The 16,743-nt window shown below is 60.0% G+C and carries 18 protein-coding genes; 7 read left to right on the forward strand and 11 right to left on the reverse strand.

Annotated features, from left to right (window positions below; genetic code table 11):
- Positions 1–3: 3 nt before the first annotated feature.
- Together AAE484_RS01655 and AAE484_RS01660 are read right to left on the reverse strand one after the other, a co-directional pair.
- Positions 4–1,059 (reverse strand): MJ1255/VC2487 family glycosyltransferase, encoded by a 1,056-nt coding sequence (locus AAE484_RS01655; protein WP_341936578.1) that lies wholly within the window; start codon positions 1,057–1,059, stop codon positions 4–6.
- Complete coding sequence (locus tag AAE484_RS01660; RefSeq protein ID WP_341936579.1) at positions 1,056–1,607, reverse strand: phosphatase PAP2 family protein; 552 nt, start codon at positions 1,605–1,607, stop codon at positions 1,056–1,058. Before AAE484_RS01660 ends, AAE484_RS01655 begins: the two co-directional genes overlap by 4 nt.
- 183 nt (positions 1,608–1,790) lie before the next feature.
- On the opposite strand from AAE484_RS01660, the gene AAE484_RS01665 reads away from it, so the two are divergent.
- From AAE484_RS01665 to AAE484_RS01680, 4 genes are all read left to right on the forward strand, one after another.
- The gene (locus tag AAE484_RS01665) at positions 1,791–2,162 is read left to right on the forward strand and encodes a diacylglycerol kinase (RefSeq protein ID WP_341936580.1); all 372 of its coding nucleotides are present in this window, start codon (positions 1,791–1,793) and stop codon (positions 2,160–2,162) included.
- A gap of 94 nt (positions 2,163–2,256) precedes the next feature.
- Positions 2,257–3,570 (forward strand): hypothetical protein, encoded by a 1,314-nt coding sequence (locus tag AAE484_RS01670; RefSeq protein WP_341936581.1) that lies wholly within the window; start codon positions 2,257–2,259, stop codon positions 3,568–3,570.
- Positions 3,518–4,249, forward strand: a complete 732-nt coding sequence (locus AAE484_RS01675; RefSeq protein ID WP_341936582.1) for an OmpA family protein — start codon at positions 3,518–3,520, stop codon at positions 4,247–4,249. Before AAE484_RS01670 ends, AAE484_RS01675 begins: the two co-directional genes overlap by 53 nt.
- Entirely contained in the window at positions 4,246–4,785 is a 540-nt protein-coding gene (locus AAE484_RS01680) for a hypothetical protein (RefSeq protein ID WP_341936583.1), read from the forward strand. The genes AAE484_RS01675 and AAE484_RS01680 overlap by 4 nt, the downstream gene beginning before the upstream one ends.
- Here the strand turns inward: AAE484_RS01680 and AAE484_RS01685 are convergent.
- The gene (locus AAE484_RS01685; RefSeq protein ID WP_341936584.1) at positions 4,774–4,974 is read right to left on the reverse strand and encodes a hypothetical protein; all 201 of its coding nucleotides are present in this window, start codon (positions 4,972–4,974) and stop codon (positions 4,774–4,776) included. The genes AAE484_RS01680 and AAE484_RS01685 overlap by 12 nt on opposite strands.
- Positions 4,975–5,066: 92 nt before the next feature.
- Between AAE484_RS01685 and AAE484_RS01690 the strand changes: the two genes are divergently transcribed.
- The 3 genes from AAE484_RS01690 (at position 5,067) to AAE484_RS01700 (ending at position 6,825) form a co-directional block, all read left to right on the forward strand.
- Positions 5,067–5,378 (forward strand): BolA/IbaG family iron-sulfur metabolism protein, encoded by a 312-nt coding sequence (locus AAE484_RS01690; RefSeq protein WP_341936585.1) that lies wholly within the window; start codon positions 5,067–5,069, stop codon positions 5,376–5,378.
- Between the two features lie 102 nt (positions 5,379–5,480).
- Entirely contained in the window at positions 5,481–6,425 is a 945-nt protein-coding gene (gene trhO, locus AAE484_RS01695; protein WP_341936586.1) for an oxygen-dependent tRNA uridine(34) hydroxylase TrhO, read from the forward strand.
- A 61-nt stretch (positions 6,426–6,486) separates the two neighbouring features.
- Entirely contained in the window at positions 6,487–6,825 is a 339-nt protein-coding gene (locus AAE484_RS01700; protein ID WP_341936587.1) for a hypothetical protein, read from the forward strand.
- A 53-nt stretch (positions 6,826–6,878) separates the two neighbouring features.
- On the opposite strand, the gene AAE484_RS01705 is transcribed toward AAE484_RS01700, so the two are convergent.
- The 8 genes from AAE484_RS01705 to map form a co-directional block, all read right to left on the reverse strand.
- A complete protein-coding gene (locus tag AAE484_RS01705; protein WP_341936588.1) occupies positions 6,879–7,400 on the reverse strand; it encodes a hypothetical protein in 522 nt (173 codons plus the stop codon).
- A gap of 186 nt (positions 7,401–7,586) precedes the next feature.
- Positions 7,587–9,830, reverse strand: a complete 2,244-nt coding sequence (locus AAE484_RS01710) for a glycosyltransferase (RefSeq protein ID WP_341936589.1) — start codon at positions 9,828–9,830, stop codon at positions 7,587–7,589.
- Positions 9,827–10,891, reverse strand: coding sequence for a lysylphosphatidylglycerol synthase transmembrane domain-containing protein (locus AAE484_RS01715; protein WP_341936590.1), 1,065 nt, complete (start codon positions 10,889–10,891; stop codon positions 9,827–9,829). The genes AAE484_RS01710 and AAE484_RS01715 overlap by 4 nt, the downstream gene beginning before the upstream one ends.
- A 9-nt stretch (positions 10,892–10,900) precedes the next feature.
- Positions 10,901–11,287 carry a SirB2 family protein gene (locus tag AAE484_RS01720; RefSeq protein ID WP_341936591.1) on the reverse strand — a complete coding sequence of 129 codons (387 nt, stop codon included), beginning with the start codon at positions 11,285–11,287 and terminating at the stop codon, positions 10,901–10,903.
- Positions 11,288–11,300: 13 nt separating this feature from the next.
- A complete protein-coding gene (nth, locus tag AAE484_RS01725) occupies positions 11,301–11,972 on the reverse strand; it encodes an endonuclease III (protein ID WP_341936592.1) in 672 nt (223 codons plus the stop codon).
- Positions 11,969–13,168, reverse strand: coding sequence for a succinyldiaminopimelate transaminase (dapC, locus tag AAE484_RS01730; protein ID WP_341936593.1), 1,200 nt, complete (start codon positions 13,166–13,168; stop codon positions 11,969–11,971). Before dapC ends, nth begins: the two co-directional genes overlap by 4 nt.
- A 26-nt stretch (positions 13,169–13,194) precedes the next feature.
- A complete protein-coding gene (locus tag AAE484_RS01735; protein WP_341936594.1) occupies positions 13,195–15,906 on the reverse strand; it encodes a [protein-PII] uridylyltransferase in 2,712 nt (903 codons plus the stop codon).
- The gene (map, locus tag AAE484_RS01740; RefSeq protein ID WP_341936595.1) at positions 15,906–16,676 is read right to left on the reverse strand and encodes a type I methionyl aminopeptidase; all 771 of its coding nucleotides are present in this window, start codon (positions 16,674–16,676) and stop codon (positions 15,906–15,908) included. The genes AAE484_RS01735 and map overlap by 1 nt, the downstream gene beginning before the upstream one ends.
- Between the last annotated feature and the right edge of the window lie 67 nt (positions 16,677–16,743).

Consider the following 16,743-nt stretch of genomic DNA (forward strand, 5'->3'; position numbering starts at 1 on the left):
CCCCTAGGCCGACTCGAACGGCATCTGCTGCACTTCCGGCTCGGGCACGCTGCGCCAGAGCGTCGCCTGTAATTCGCTGAAATCTTCCTCACCAGAAACCAACCACTGGGCCAGTGCGCTGGCAACGTCCGGGTAGAATACCGGGCGGGGCTTGGGCATGCTCAGCCAGTCGCTGATGGCGCTTTCGGTCAATGTCTGGGTCACCGCGCCATAGCCCAGCTGACTGAGCGCCAGAGCGTTGGATTGCTGTTCCATCTGCCCGGCCACGGGCTGGACCAGCAGCTTCTTGCCCAGTTGAATGGCTTCGCTTGGCAACTCAAAGCCGGCACTGGCAATCACTCCTTCACAGCGATGCAGGTCGGCCTGAAATCCCTCGCGGGAAAAGGGCCGGATGTGAATATGGCCCTCATCGTAAGGTTCCGAGACCTTCTGGTAAACGTAGAACTGGCAGTGGGTGAAAGCTCGCAGCTGGGGAACAATGTCCTCCAGCTCGGCAAACGGCAAATACACCATGTAATGATTGGACAGGCACTCGTTGGGGTAGTGCGAGGGCTCGATCAGCGGTGGTAGTATCGGCTGGTCAAAGTGGTGCCAGTGCAGCCCGATGGCGGTTGTGGTCGGCGCAAAGTAGCGCATGAACCCGCGCACAAACAGGTTTTCCCCCCGCTTGGGAATGTCGTGCAGAAAGGCACACTGGTGCGAAATGCCGATCACCGGTTTGCCGGCCCGCCGTCCCGCCCAGGCGGAGACGGGCTCGAAGTCGTTGATGATCAGATCGTAGCCCGAGACATCCAGCGCCCTGATGTCCCGGTACAGCTGGGGCAGATTGCTGCGCAGGATGGTCTGGGGGTAGCGGACCTGACCGTGCCGGGTGACAAAAGTCAGCCCGCGAAAACAGCGGTAGTCTCCGAATACCTCCATGTCGAAGTAGTCCTCTGGCGGCCGCCCGGAAAACACCCAGTCAATGTCGGCGCCGGTCCTGGCCAGGGCCTCTGCCATGATGCGTGCACGGGTAATATGGCCGTTGCCCGTGCCCTGAACGCCGTACAGTATTTTCATGGGGCTCCCGTGGTGGCAATCAGTGTGGGATAGACAAACAGGCCGACCAGGGCTGCACCGGTACCCAGCAGAGCGCCGGCGGCGATATCGCTGGGGTAGTGCACGCCCAGCAGCACCCGGCTGCTACCAATGAGGCTGGCCCAGAGGTAGCAGGGCAGGGCGAACGCCGGGTAGAAGTAGGCCACCAGTGTGGCAAAAAGAAAGGCGGCGGCTGTGTGGCCCGAGGGAAAGCTGAACTGATCCGAGGGGGTGATCCAGGCCTCGTAAAAGTCGATGCGCATGGCGGGCCGGTCCCGCTTGATCACATTTTTCAAAACCAGGTAAAGGCTGATATCCAGGCTGTAGGCCACCAGCCCGGCGACCAGAAAGGCTGTGCCCTGATCTGGCTCGAGCAGTGACAGCGCCAGAGCGGCGAGAATATAGAGGTAGCCGTCACCGGTTCGGGAAATCCAGCGGATGGATTTGCGGTAGGCAAAGCGTTTGCTGGCATGCACCCAGAGAAACGCCAGGGTGTCGAGCTGGTGGACGCGTTGGAAGAGACTGTTCATGGTTGCACCGCCTTGTTGTCAGGCTAATGACGCGGAGCCTCGGCTCCGAAGACAGCCTATTGATAACAGCCAATGATGAATCTTCTGTGACAGTGAGGCCGGGCGCTTTTATTTTCTTGAGACAATCGGCTAACGTAGCGCTCCGTTAACTTCTACGAACAACCACCCAAAGAGAAAACCGCTATGCCCAAACCGGGAAAAACCGGGATCCGCCGGATCATTGATGCCTTTGGCTACTCCATGAAAGGCTTTGCCGCCGCCTGGCGCTTTGAAGCGGCGTTCCGTCAGGAGGTCACCCTGGGAGTCGTCTTGGTCCCGGCGGCCTTCTGGCTGGCCGAGACCCATATAGAGCTGATTCTGTTGCTGATGAGCGTCGGCTGGGTGCTGATGGCGGAGCTGGCGAACTCCGCCGTGGAGGCCGCGATCGATCGCACGGGGAATGAGCACCATGTGCTTTCGGCCCGGGCCAAAGACATCGGCTCGGCCCTGGTTCTGGTCAGTCTGGTGCTGCTGGCCATTGTCTGGGGGCTGATCGGATTCCACCGGTTTTCCTGACCCGGTGCCCGTCAGGGGTGTCGTCAGTGGTGTTTAGGGGGGTGAATAGGCTACACTCGGGGCCTGTCACCATAAGGCCCCAAAAGAAGCATCTATGGATTTTCTGAGCGACTTCTCCGTCCTGTCGCTGGTGCTGATGGCACTGATCGCGATCATGACGATCTATTTCATCGGCCCCGGCTATTCGGCTCAAAGTGCGGCGCACTCTCCGACCATTCTGACCAGCACCGGTATCTTCGGGACCTTCATCGGGGTGGCCCTGGGGCTGCTGGAGTTCGACCCCGACAACATCCAGGCGAGCGTGCCGGGGCTGATCGACGGCCTGCAGACCGCCTTCTGGACCTCGATCGCGGGCCTGCTGGGGGCGCTGCTGGTCAAATTCCGCCACCTCGCCTCCACCCTGCGCCAGACCCGGGTTCAGGCCACCTATGAAGCCGCCACCATCGACGATCTGGCCAATCTTCTGGCCGAGATCAACCGGTCGCTCTCCGACCCGCAGGCCGGTGGCCTGAATACCGCTGTCAACGACCTGCGGCGCGAGCAGAAAAACGAGTTTGCCGGTCTGTCCCAATCGCTCGAGCGCTATCAGACCGACATGACCGAAGCCAATACCCGCGCGTTGATTGGTGCACTGGAAACGGTCATGCGCGATTTCAACTCCCAGATCGACGTCCAGTACGGCGAGAACTTCAAGCAGCTCAACGAAGCTGTGGGCAACATGCTGCTCTGGCAACAGAACTACAAGCAGGAGTTGCAGGAGCTGCTGGTGACCCAGAAATCCAATGGAGAACTGCTGGATAAAGCCAGTCGTGCCTACGAAAAGGTGGTCACCCATTCAGAGGTGTTCAATACCGTCTCCGAATCCCTGGGAGGGCTGCTGGAATCGCTGCAGACCCAGTCCGAAGGCATGGAGCGCTATCTCGCGCAGCTGTCCACCGTTGCCGAGAAAGCCGCCGCGGGCCTGCCCTCGCTTGAGGGCCGGGTGGATGCGTTGACCGACCAGCTCGCCCAGAGCGTCACCCGCAACCAGCAGCAGTTGAGTGAAGTGCTTGAGGAGGCCTCACGCGCGCTGCGCGATACCTCCGCCGAGGTGAACCGCAATATGGTGCAAAGTCTGGAGCAAAGTCAGAATGGCATGCATCGTCAGGTGGAAACGCTGGTCACCCGAACCAGTGAACAGCTGGAACAGCTCGACCAGGCCCTGGAGTCCGAGCTGACCAAGGCGCTGACGACCTTCGGTTACCAGATGACCTCGCTGTCCGAGAAATTTGTCAACGATTACGCGCCGTTGACCGACAAGCTGCGCGCCCTGATCCAGGTGGCAGAGCAATCTTCCCGTGTCCAAGATAAAGCCCATGACCCAGCGCCCCAACGAGCCAAACCCGTTCGCACCCCGACCCAATCATGATGTAGAGCACGAAGAGCATTGGGTTTCCGTCAGTGATCTGATGGGTGGCCTGATGATGGTGTTTCTGCTGATTGCCGTGGTCTATATGGTGCAACTGGAAATCGAGAGTCGTAAGGTACGCGATGTCGCCGTGCTGTACGACCGCCTGCGTACGCAGTTGTATGAAGACCTGCACGAGGAATTCAGCGAGGATCTCCCGCGCTGGGGGGCGGAGCTCAATCGCGACCTGAGTCTGCGCTTTTACAATACCGAGGTGCTGTTTCCCCAGGGGGAAGATGAGCTTCGTCCGGCTTTTGAGGTGATCCTGGCCGACTTTTTCCCACGCTATCTGGACATCATTACCCTGCCCAAATACCGGGAGGACGTTCTGGAAGTCCGTATCGAGGGCCATACGTCCAGCGACTGGGGCGATCTGCCGGAAGATGAAGCCTATATTCGCAATATGGCCCTGTCCCAGGCGCGCACCCGGACCACGCTGGCCTACCTGCTCGATCTGCCGGAGGTCGCCCGGGAGCGGGCCTGGATCAAGTCCCACCTGACGGCCAACGGGCTCTCGTCCTCAAAACTGATTGAGGAGAACGGCGAGGAAGATCCGGTGCGTTCGCGCCGGGTGGAATTCCGGGTGCGGACCGATGCCGAGTCCCGCATCGAGGGCATGCTGGAGGAGGAGCGCCAGTGAAGCTGCCCGACTTTCTGCAGTTTCAGCCCTTCAATACCCTGCGCTCCGCCATGGGCGCCGAGCGGCTGGGGGCGTTTGAGTTCTTTGACCCGCGCCTGCACCTGAGCGCCACGGAGCGGGAACGGTTGGCGGGCGGACTCACCCTGAACTGGTCCCACCTGCGATGTCTGCACGACTACACCCTGGCCTACAAGAACAGTCGGGTGCTGTTGTGGCTGGAGGAGCCGGGACAGTCCTGGGCCGCGCCCAACTACCACCTGGCTTACTGCCGGGTACTGCAACAGCTGCGCCGGGAGCGGCCGACGCAGCCGCTGCAGATCTCGACCGAACTGCCGCCCCCGGACCCCTGGCCCTGGCAGGTGTGCCCGAAGTGTCTGCAGCAGCTGCAGTTTCAGGGATACGATGCGGCCCGCACCCGCCATCGGGAGTACAGTGACCGGGTGATGGAGCGCTTCGATATTGCCGATTTTTACGCGCAATACCCGCTCTACCCGGTCACCTCCAAGGTCTTGCGGGCGCTGGATTCAGTGGGATGAGAGCTTTTCTTCCTCGCCCATGAAGGCGTAGTAGTCCTGCTCCAGAGACCGGCCGGGCGCACGCCGCTCCGGCGCCTTGCGTCGTTTGCGGTGGTATAGATCGAGCGGCATGTGCTTGCACGGATCCCGGTCGAGTCGCCGGTCCCGGCCGCACCGCCGATCGATGAAAATCCGGTGCTGATTGCGCATAGGGTGGTTTATTGGTTGTTTTTGCGGTGCGTCAACACAGTGTAGACGGCATCCGGTAAAATGCCGAATTGTTTTTGGTAGGAGTGTGAACCATGAAGCCTGTAGAAGCGTCGATTGTCAGTCAGCTGAAGGAGGCCTTCGATCCCGTGCACCTGGAGGTCCTGAACGAGAGCCACCAGCACAATGTGCCGCCCGGCTCGGAGAGCCACTTCAAGGTCGTCCTGGTCAGCCCCGAGTTCAGCGGCCGGCGGCAGGTCCAGCGGCATCAGGCCATTTACGGGGTGCTGGCCGAACAGCTGCGCGGCCCGGTTCACGCCCTGGCGCTTCACACCTACAGCCCCGAGGAGTGGTCCGGCCCGCAATCGGTGCCCGGCTCACCTCCCTGCCTGGGCGGCGGGGCCTGAACGGCGCCGTGTTGAGCGATCGGCCAAATAGGCTGGCTGCACAAAATTTAAGCGTTTATAATGGCCGCTATTTTTTGAGAATCGAGGTTACCAGCCCCCCTTATGAGTGAGATCGTCGTTGCCGCTCTGTATAAATTTGTCGCCCTGCCTGACTTTCGCCAGATCTGCGCGCCGCTCAAGGCCAAATGCGAAGAGCTGGGGCTGAAAGGCACGCTGCTGTTGGCCCACGAGGGTATCAACGGCACGGTGGCGGGCAACCGCGAGGGTATTGACGCACTGTTGGCCTATCTGCGCGCCGATGAGCGGCTGGCCGATGTGCAGCACAAGGAGTCGCCCAGTGATGGTCAGCCGTTCTATCGGATGAAGGTCAAACTGAAAAAAGAGATCGTTACCATGGGGGTGGAAGGAATTGACCCGCTCAGCAGCGCCGGCACCTACGTGGCGCCCGGCGACTGGAATGCGTTGATCAGCGACCCCGACGTGCTGGTCATCGACACCCGCAACCACTACGAGTATGCCATCGGGACCTTTGAGCGGGCGCTGGATCCGGAAACCGAAACCTTTCGCGAATTTCCCGACTATGTCCAGAAAGAGCTCAATCCGGGGCAGCACAAGAAAGTGGCCATGTTCTGCACCGGCGGTATCCGCTGTGAGAAAGCCACCGCCTACATGCGGGAACAGGGATTTGACGAGGTGTACCACCTGGAGGGCGGTATCCTGAAGTACCTCGAAGAGGTACCCGAAGAGCAGAGCCTGTGGCGCGGGGAGTGTTTTGTCTTTGACAATCGGGTCGCGGTCAACCACAAGCTGGAGCCGGGATCCTACGACCAGTGCCACGGCTGTCGTCATCCGATCACCGAAGAGGACAAAGCCTCCGAGCATTACATGAAAGGGGTGTGCTGTCCGCGCTGCTACCATCAGCTGACCGAGGATCAGAAGGCGCGTTTTGCCGAGCGGCAGAAGCAGATCGAGCTGGCCCGGCAGCGCAACGAGGTGCACCTGGGCGCTCCGCCGCCCGCGCGGCAACGGCACTCAACCACACAGTGACTGACACGGATGAGGCGCCGGGCCCCATCCCCCTGAAAATTGGAGCTGGAGAGTAACAGCCATGGAACCGATTGATTACGAGGCCTGGGAGGTGGATCTCCCCAGTGGGAGAGCACGGCACGCCAGTGGTTTCACTGTGACGGTGGAAGGGGATGTGCGCGATCCGTCGGCCGTCGCCCCCGCCGATTACCCCGCCGGGTTAAGCTATGCCGAGCAGGCGCGTCTGCTGCGCTATGGCATGGAGGCTCTGGCCTCGGCGCCCGAAGGGCAGGGTCGCAGTCAACGGGTGCCCCAGCAGACAAGCCGTGCCCGGCAGGCGGAAGAGAAAGCCAGGCTGTTTGCCGAGCGGAAAGACCGCCCGGAGCGGCCCAAACTATCGCTTAAAAAGCCTCGAAGCTGAATGGTTCAACTCGCCGGACGCCTCGTATCGAGGCGCCCGGCGAGTGGTTCACGTTAGCGGATGACGAGCTGACCGCGAAGCTGCAGGTCGGTGCGGTGTGTGTCCACCACCATGAACAGCTGATCGAAACGGGCGGTCGCCCCGCCCAGCTGGTTGGTAGGCACGTAAATACCACCGCCGACCGACATCAACCGCTCGAGCTCATTGGACACGGAGTCAATGGACGAGACAATTCTCTCGGTGGTTTCCTTATCCTTGAATACACGCCCCTGCCCGGTCAGTAACAAGTAGTTGTCGCACTCGAGCAGCCATTGCTTGCGTTGCTGCAGGTAGTTGCGGATATTGCGGATACCGCCCTTATGACCGGTTTCAAGCTTGCCATCCCGATATTTCTGCAGACTTTCGCGCGCGCGCAACAGGAAGTCGACGCTGGTGTCCTGGCAATAGCTGGCATTGAGGTAGCCGGGAAAGTCGACATTGTGTTCTTCCATGGCGGCATTGCGCTTGCATTCTTCATCGCACGCCAATACCGGCAGGCAAAAGAATAACAGTAAGAGAGGAGTCAGTTTTTTCATAGTCGTGCCACTGGTTTGTTATAAGATTTCGTACCACTGTCACCAGATATAAATTATTTGGGTGCCACGGTCAATAGAGTGTGATGAAAGTCACCTCTGTTATTAGAAAATAGTCTAGATCCTCGGATCTTATAAAAAATCGCTGTTAAAACGCCGCCGACGAGTGGGTTGTCAGGCTATGACGGGTTACTCGGTTTCTCCGCTCCTGGCGTCTTTCTGCTCCTGGTGGTGAGCCGCCAGCAACCAGGCATAAATGCCCTGCACTTGCCGGGCGAACGCCTCGGTGGAGTTCTGTCGGGCGAACTCCTGGGCATTGTGCGCCAGGGTGTCGCGCAAGCCGTCATCCTCGAGGCATTGGCGGACACGCTGGCACCAGTGATCCAGGTTGTCCGGGGTCTTATAGCCGTTTTCTCCCTCGCGAATGACGTCATCGATGCCGCTGGAGCGAATGGCGACGACCGGCACTCGCGCCGCCATGGCCTCCAGTATGACCATGCCCTGGGTTTCGGATTTGGAAGCAAAGACAAACAGGTCACCCAGGTGGTAATACAGCGCCATATCGTCCGGGGGCACCGAGCCGGTAAAACTCATCCAGTCATTGAGCTGCAGTTCGTCGAGGCGCTTCTGCAGGCGTTTGCGCTGGTGTCCGTCGCCGATCATCAATAAATGAAACGCCGGAGCCTGCTGATCCCGCAGTCGGGCGACGGCATCGATGAGAAAGTCGATGTTTTTCTCATTGGACAGGCGCGACACGCTGACCAGGATTTTGCGATCTCCCAGCGCCAGTTGATCTCTCAGTTCTTTGACCTGTTCGGGCTTCACGGCCTGGAAACGATCGAAGTCGATGCCGGTGGGCTGAACGAACACCGAGCTCTTCACCCCGATCATGCGCAAGTACTCTTCGGCCGAATTGGTCGGTACGATGACGCCATCGCAGCGGTTGGCAAAGCGCTTGATCAGTGCGTGGGATATCAGGTTGCGGAACAGTGCGCCCGGCAGGGGCACAAAGTGGGCGTAGTGTTCCAGGCGCGTGTGGTAGGTGTAGACAGCGGGGATATGCAGCCGGTGGGCGATCCACAGACCCAGAGAACCGAGCCAGATGGGGTGGTGCAAATGGATGATCTCCGGCTTGAAACGGCGCACCTCACGGCGGATACGGGCCAGGAAAATATTGGCCAGGCGAAATTCACGCCGGGCACCCAGGGTAAACAGGGACGGAACCCGGATGATCTGGTCCTCATCGGCGGAGGTCTCCCGGTAGCGGGGGGCCACGATAATGACCTTGTGGCCCAGTTGGCGCAGACCCCGGCGCAGGCGCTCGATGGACAGGGGCACTCCGCCGATGAAGGGCAGGTAGTTGTTGGTGAACATGGCCACGCGCAGCGGCCGGTTCAGCCAGGGCGTCGGATCGAGGTCAAAATTGGGGTAGTAGTCGCGCTCCACAAACACCAGTTGGTAGAGCTTGATGGCGGCCAGAGCCAGCGCACAGACCAGCAGAATAAAATTGACATAGCTGACGTAAAAAAGCGAGTAGACAAAAAACCACAGGCTCTCCAGCTGCTTCAGTATCGGATTCTGACCAATATCCAGAGGCTCCAGCTCGGTGTGTATCTGGCCGTCCTCCACGGTGACTTTGACGTAATGATAGAAGCTGGTTTCATTGTTCAGAACCAGACCGCCCGCACCGCCCGTGGTAATAAACAGCGTCTCCCGGTCCAGCTGGCGTGAAAACACGGGGAGGTTGGCGGAAAATACCGCGTCGACCGGGTGCCGGTGTATGAGCTCGAGTAGCGCTTCGCGAAAAGCGGCGGGTCTGAGGTAGTGGTCCTGCCGTTCGAACAGCAGTGGTTTCTGAACCTCGTGAATGGGATGGCCCATGAACAGAAAGGTCGGGCCATTGGAGTCCTGTTGCAGCACGCCTTTCAGCCATTCGATCTGCCAGCGCCAGGCGGTTTTCCCGGTGGTGTCGAGAAATATGAACTGACTGTCGCCCAGGGTAAAGTTGTAGAAGTAGGGGCCAAAGTGCTCATAGAACCGGAAGGTTCCGAAATCGCCGTACTCTTTCTCGCCAAAGGTCAGCAAAAAGGGGATCTCGAGGTGGCTCAGGGTGCCGTACAGGGCCCGGTAATTGTCTTCACCGCCACTGCTGACCGCATTCCCGGCCGAGATCATGAAGTCCACTCCGGACTGGTTCAGCTCCGGAACGATCCGTTGTTCGAAAATCCCCACGGAGTTGTTGATATTGCCCACGACGGCAAAACTGAAGCGATTCGGGTCAGACAGTTTGTCCTGCAGTTGTGACAGCTGTTCGGTATGAATATCGTCAAACGTGGGCTGGGACAGGTTCAGGTAGACCTTGTAGCCGATCAGAAACAGAACGATGCCCAGATTCAGATAGAACAACCATTTGAGTGACCGTTTTCCCATCATGAGGCTTTGTCATGCTCCCGAGCGCTGAGGAGTTCCTCGTGCAGTGTCCGACGAAACAGCAGCAGGCCAATGATCATTCCCAGGTAAATGGTCAGCAGTCGCCAGGCGACAGTCACCAGAAGCAGGTGCTGTCCTCCCAGTATATCGCGAAAAAACCGCCCGAACAGGCCCTCGGAAATACCCGAGGCTCCGGGTGTGGGCGAGAAGTACATGACAAAGGTGGTCACCAGCAGCAAACCCAGGGTGGTGAGGTAGTCCACCGAGTACCCCAGGGCGACGATCAACAGGGCGGGAAAGCTGAACATGGTCAGTAGAAACAGGCCGGTAAAGATGATGGACAGCAACACGTACCGGGCGCCGCCGCGCCAATAGAGGCCAAAGCTGGTCGAGAACCTCAGCATTTCCCGGCGGGCCTTGTACTGCCAACGCCGGTGTCGCTGTTCACTGATCAGGTGCAGTCGGTGCAGGCGGGACAGCAGCCCGCTGAGAGGGCCGATCAACCAGCGGGTGCGGAAAAACACAATGGCAAAAAATCCCAGATACAGGAAGATGAACAGTGAGAGTGCCAGGCCGATATCACGGCCGATCACTTCACCGTCCAGCGCGGGCAGCGTCAGCAGACAAACGGGTGTCAGGGTAAAAATGAAGGCGACGGCAAGCAGGGTGCGAATGGTGGTGGCGGCGGTGGCGTGCCCAACATGGACGCCCTGGCGCTTGAGGTACCATATCTGCGCAAAGCCGCCGCCGGTGGCCATGGGTGTGATGTTGGAGAAAAAAAGGTTGATGAATACCAGCCTCAGCACCGACGCGAATGGCAAATGGTGCCCCAGGGCCTTGAGGGTGTAGTGCAGTCGCAGCGCATCCGAGCCGTAATAAAGGCCGAGCATCGCGAGCACTGCCAGGATCACCCAGGGGTGAAGCAGTCGTGTGTCAAAGGCCAGCTCCTGCTGGGCCATCTGCTCATACACAATGTAGAGCCCAACGGCCGTCAGGGCGACAAACAGCACCCCCGAAAGCGCCAGTCGGCGCGTCGAGGTGGGGATGGAGTCAAAGCTGGCCACTGCGCTGACTTAGCTCAAGGACAGCAGAAAGCCCATCGGGTGCTTGCTGAAAGCGACGCTGACGATATAGAGAAAGACAATCAGTGCCGCCACCCAGGCGCCCGTGCGGACCGCCTTATTCGGGTGGCGAAAGGCCAACACACCGAGGCCGATGTACACGAACAGGGCGATGATCTTGGTCAGCAGCCAGGGATGTGCCCCCGGGGAAAGTCCCATCATGCCTGCCAACACCAGCGCGCTCAGCAGCAACAGGGTGTCGTTGATATGCGGCAGGATTTTGACCCAGCGCCGGCGCAGCAGGTCTGACTCCATCAGCATCCAGATTCCGCGGAGGGTAAAGCCCAGAAAGGAGAGCAGGGCGAAGGTCATGTGCAGGTGTTTGAGTATGGGAAGCATGGTGTGGACCTGTTCAGGGTTTGCGGACCAGTTTGGGTTTTTTGCGCACAGGGTAGCAGGTGCGACAGATATCGCACACAGTACCATCGCAGCCACGGGCCGAACAGTGTTCGCGCCCGTAGTAAATGATCTGTAAGTGCAGGGCGTTCCATCGGTCGCGTGGGAAGAGCCGTTTGAGATCCTTTTCGGTCTGTACCACATTCTTGCCGTTGGTCAGGCCCCAACGTTGCGCCAACCGGTGAATATGGGTGTCCACAGGAAAGGCGGGCTCGCCGAACGCCTGGGCCATGACCACGCTGGCGGTTTTGTGGCCGACGCCGGGCAGTCGCTCCAGTGCCTCCATATCGGCGGGCAGCTCGCCTCCGTGCTCGTCGACAAGCAGGCGCGAGAGCCTGGAAATGGCCTTGGCTTTCTGTGGCGACAGGCCGCAGGGGCGGATGATTTCCTGAATTTTTTCCACCGGCTGTTCGGCCATGTCCCGGGGGTTGTCAGCCAGTTGCCAGAGCCTGGGCGTGACCTGGTTGACGCGCTCGTCGGTGCACTGGGCCGACAGCAGCACCGCGACCAGCAGGGTATAGGGGTCGCGGTGATTGAGCGGAATGGGCGGGTCGGGGTAGAGCTCCTGCAACCGCTGCAGTATGTGTTCGACCCGCTCGGCCTTTTTCAGGTTGCTGGCTTCGGTCATAGTGACTCTACAAATACCTTGATGCGTCTCGCCGCTTCGATGCATTCCCCCAGTGAGGCGACCAGGGCCATCCGCACGTATTGATCCCCCGGGTTGCCGGAGGCGGTCGGGCGGGCCAGGTAACTGCCGGGCAACACGGTGACATTCTGTTGGCGGAACAGCTCGCGCGCAAAGGCCTCACTGTCGACGGGCGTGCGTGGCCAGAGATAGAAGCCGGCTTCGGGGCGCTGGACGTCCAGGCAGTCTCCGAGAATATCCAGTACCGCGTCAAACTTCTCCCGGTACTGATCCCGGTTGGCGATCACGTGAGTTTCGTCTTCCCAGGCGGCAATGCTCGCCAGCTGCACCGGCACCGGCATGGCGCAGCCATGATAGGTGCGGTAGCGCAAAAACTCCGCCAGCAATCGGGCATCACCCGCGACAAAGCCCGAGCGCAGTCCCGGAAGGTTGGAGCGTTTGGACAGGCTGTGAAAGACCACGCAGCGCTCGAAGCCCGGGCGGTCCAGCTCGGTGCAGGCCTGCAGCAGACCGGTGGGCGGTTGTTGTTCGTCAAAGTACAGTTCCGAATAGCACTCGTCCGAAGCAATGACAAAGTCATGGCGGTCGGCCAGCGTCAGCAGCGTGCGCCAGTGCTCGAGGGTCAGTACCGCGCCGGTCGGATTGCCCGGGGAGCAGATATAGAGCAGCTGGCAGTCGTCCCAGATTTGTGGATCAACGGCGGCAAAATCGGGGATATAGCCATTGTCGGTGGTGCAGTTCAGAAAGGCGGTGCCGGCCCCTGCCAACAGGGCGGCGCCCTCGTAAATCTGGTAGAAGGGGTTGGGACTGACGACCAAGGGCCGGGTTTGAGTCCGGTCGACCACCGCCTGCGCAAAAGCGAACAGGGCTTCGCGGGTACCGTTGACGGGCAGTACCTGGCGCTCGGGGTCCAGCCCCTGAGCGCCGAGCCGGAAACGCCGCTCGGCCCAGCGGGCAATGGCGGCGCGCAATTCCGGCAGTCCCCTGGTGGCCGGATAGTTGGCCAGGCGGTCCAGATTCTGACTCAGTGTGTCCAGTACGAAGGCGGGCGGTTCGTGCTTGGGCTCGCCGATCGACAGCGCAATGTGACTCAGCGAGCCCGGTGGCTCAACACCGGCTTTCAGGGACGCCAGTTTTTCAAAAGGGTAGGGGTAGAGCGCTTGCAGGTCCGGGTTCATGAATAGCTACTGTTCCGTTCGCGGTCTTAAAAATTGACGACTGAATCGCTGTTGGTCGCCCGTTTGTCCAGCTGTTCGCAGATCTCCCGCTGCAGGGCTTCGCACAAAGCCGGGTCGCTCAACGGTTCCCCCTCGGCGTCGGTAATAAAAAACACGTCCTCCACCCGCTCGCCCAGGGTCGCAATCTTGGCATTCTGCAACTGAACATTGAATTGCAGAAAGATCCGGCCAATGCACGCCAGCAGGCCCGGCCGGTCGGGGCTGATCACTTCCAGCGCGGTATAGCCGCTGATCATGTCGTTGCTCAGGTGCGTGCGCGTGGGCATGGTGAAGTGTTTGAGACGGCGCGGGGTGCGCCGACGGATTACCTCAGAGTAGTCGTCGGCCAGGCGCAGCTCTTCCATCAGTTCACGCTTGATGCGTTCCAGTACGGCCGGGTCATCGCCCAGCGGTTCGCCGTCCTGGTTGAGCACGAAGAAGGTATCCACCGTATAGCCGGTATTGGAGTTGTAGATGCGTGCGTCCTGAATGCTCAGGTTCAGTTGGTCCAGGGCGGTGGCGACAGCGGCAAAGGCATTCTTCCGGCCCTTGCTGCGCACAAAAATCTGGGTGGCGCCCTCCAGCTCCCGGCTGGTGGTTTTCTTGATCAGGATCAGGGGCGAGTCGTCCTGGTGCTGGATCATGGCCTCGCTGTGCCAGGCAATATCCAGAGGCGATTCGCGCAGGAAGTACTCCTCGCCCATGTCACTCCACAGTGCCCAGGCGGTATCGGCATCAATGTGCTTGCGGGCCAGTTTGCGCAGCGCCGACTCCTGGGTCTCTTCAATCAGCTCGTGTTTGTCGATGTTGTTTTCCAGGCCGCGACGCAGGGCACGCTTGGTTTCCAGGTACAACTGACGCATCAGACTGGCACGCCAGGTGTTCCACAGCTCGCGGTTGGTGCCGTTGATGTCCGCCACGGTCAGCGCATAGAGGTAGTCCAGACGCTGCTGGTCGCCCACAATCAGCGCGAAGTTGTGGATCACATCCGGGTCGGAGATGTCCTGTTTCTGCGCGACGGTGGACATGAACAGGTGCTGCTCTACCAGCCAGGCCACCAGCCGGGTTTCCCGGGGGGAGAGGCCGTGGCGCAGGCAGAAGTCTTCGGCGTCAACGGCGCCCAGTATGGAATGGTCGCCGCCGCGCCCTTTGGCGATATCGTGGTAGAGGCCGGCAACGTAGAGCAACTCCGGCTTGGGCAGACGTTTCATGATGTGCGCCGCAATCGGAAAGTCCTCCTTGGCCTCCGGCTGCAGGAAGTCGCACATGTTCTGCATCACTTTCAGGGTGTGCGCATCCACGGTGTAGATGTGGAAGAGGTCGTGCTGCATCTGCCCGGTCACCAGTCCGAATTCCGGCAGGTAGAGGCCCAGAATGCCATAGCGGGACATGCGTTTGAGTTGTTCAACCAGGCCGTCAGGGTACTGGAACAGCTTCATGAACAGCTGGGTGTTTTCCGGGTTGCGCCGGAACTCATCATCAATCAGATGGCGGTTCTCGCGCATCAGGCGAATGGTCGAGGCGCGAACACCTTCAATTTCCGGGTGCTGCGCCATCAGCACAAAGATTTCCAGCAGGGCCGAGGGCTTTTCCTCGAACACGTAAATGTGCGCTGCTTCAATGTAGCGGTCGCGCAGCTGGAAACGTTCGTTCAGTGCGGTAACGTTCTTGTTGACGCCCCGCTGCAGAATCACTTCGTGCAGAAACTGCAGCAGCACATCGTTGAGCTCGCGCAGGGACATGACCAGGCGGTAATAGGTGTGCATGAACTGCTCGACCGCGAGGTTTTCGCTGTTGTCTTTGTAGCCGAACATGGCAGCGAGTTCGCGTTGATGGTCGAACAGCAGGCGCTCTTCGGCGCGGCCAGCGATCAGGTGCAGGCCGTAGCGCACCCGCCAGAGAAACTCCTCACCGCTCTGCAGCAGAGAAAACTCCTCTTCGGTAAAAAATCCCTTGCCTTCGAGTTGCCTGAGAGTCCGGACCTGGAAGTAGCGCTTGGCGACCCAGCCGATCATCTGGATGTCGCGCAGCCCGCCCGGCGCATTTTTGATGTTGGGCTCGAGGTTGTATTCGGTGTCGTTGTATTTCTGGTGACGCTCGATCTGCTCGTGCCATTTGGCCCGGAAGAATTCGTCGGCCGGCCAGAGTCGATCGGGCGCGGTTTCCTGCAGCAGGTGCATGCGCAGTGATTCATCGCCCACCAGCGTGCGCGATTCCATCAGGTTGGTGGCCACGGTGATGTCGTCCCGGGCATAGGCGACACAGTCTTCCAGCGTACGCACGCTGTGGCCGATCTCAAGACCGATATCCCAGAGAAAGGTCAGTAGCTGCTCAATCTGGCTCTGGCATTGCCTCAGTGTGCTCTGGCTGGCGGCGAGCACCAGCAGGTCGGTATCCGAATGGGGATGCAGCTCGCAGCGACCGTAGCCGCCCACCGCCTCCAGGCTGATGCCGCGGGGCCACTCATGCTGGTGCCAGGCGTAGTGCAGGATGCAGTCTATGAACAGGGCCCGCTCGTGGATCAGGGTGCGGATATCCTCCCCTTCACGAAAGCGGGCATCGAACTGGTAGTTGGCCGCGGCAATGGCGTCCTTGAAAACGGTGATCAGCGGTTGCTCGGCCAGCGCCCGGCGAAAGCGCGCCTGATCGAAAAAGAACAGGGGACGCTCGAAATAGGGGAGCGACACAGCGTCCGGCATTAAAAGCTTTCCTCGTGACGGGCGGTCAGCACTTCCACGCCGTCTTTGGTGACCGCCAGGGTGTGTTCCCACTGGGCGGACAGGCGTCCGTCTTTGGTTTCCACTGTCCAGCCGTCGGGCTTGGTTTTGGTGTGGCGCTTGCCGGCGTTGATCATCGGCTCGATGGTGAAGGTCATGCCCTCCTGCAGCTCCATTCCGGTGTCGGGGCGCCCGTAATGCAATACCTGCGGATCTTCGTGGAAGACGGTGCCAATGCCGTGGCCGCAGTACTCGCGCACGACTGAGTAGTGGTTGCTTTCGGCGTGCTGCTGGATCACATGGCCGATGTCCCCCAGTTTGGCGCCGGGCTTGACCGCCTCGATGCCCTTGTACAGGCACTCCTGGGTGACGGCGACCAGTCGCTCCGCATGGGGCGCGGGCGTGCCGACAAAATACATCTTGCTGGTATCGCCGTGGAAGCCATCGTAGATCACGGTCACGTCGATATTGAGAATATCGCCGGCCTTGAGCTTTTTCTTGTCCGAGGGGATGCCGTGGCACACCACCTGATTGATGGAGGTGCAGATGGACTTGGGAAAGCCGCGATAATTGAGACAGGCCGGGATGCCTTTCTGCACATTGACGATGTGGTCGTGGCAGATACGGTCGAGCTCGGCGGTGGTGACGCCCGGCTGCACGTGGGGCTCAATCAGCTCGAGCACTTCGGCCGCCATGCGCCCGGCCACGCGCATCTTTTCGATTTCTTCGGGAGTTTTGATACTGACAGACATGACTTCTCGCTAAAATTGAGGCTAAAAGCCCATTCTAAACGATCTGTGGTCACTCTGACAGTCCACT

This window comes from Marinimicrobium sp. C2-29, assembly GCF_038419845.1.
Classification (GTDB): Bacteria; Pseudomonadota; Gammaproteobacteria; order Pseudomonadales; family Cellvibrionaceae; genus Marinimicrobium.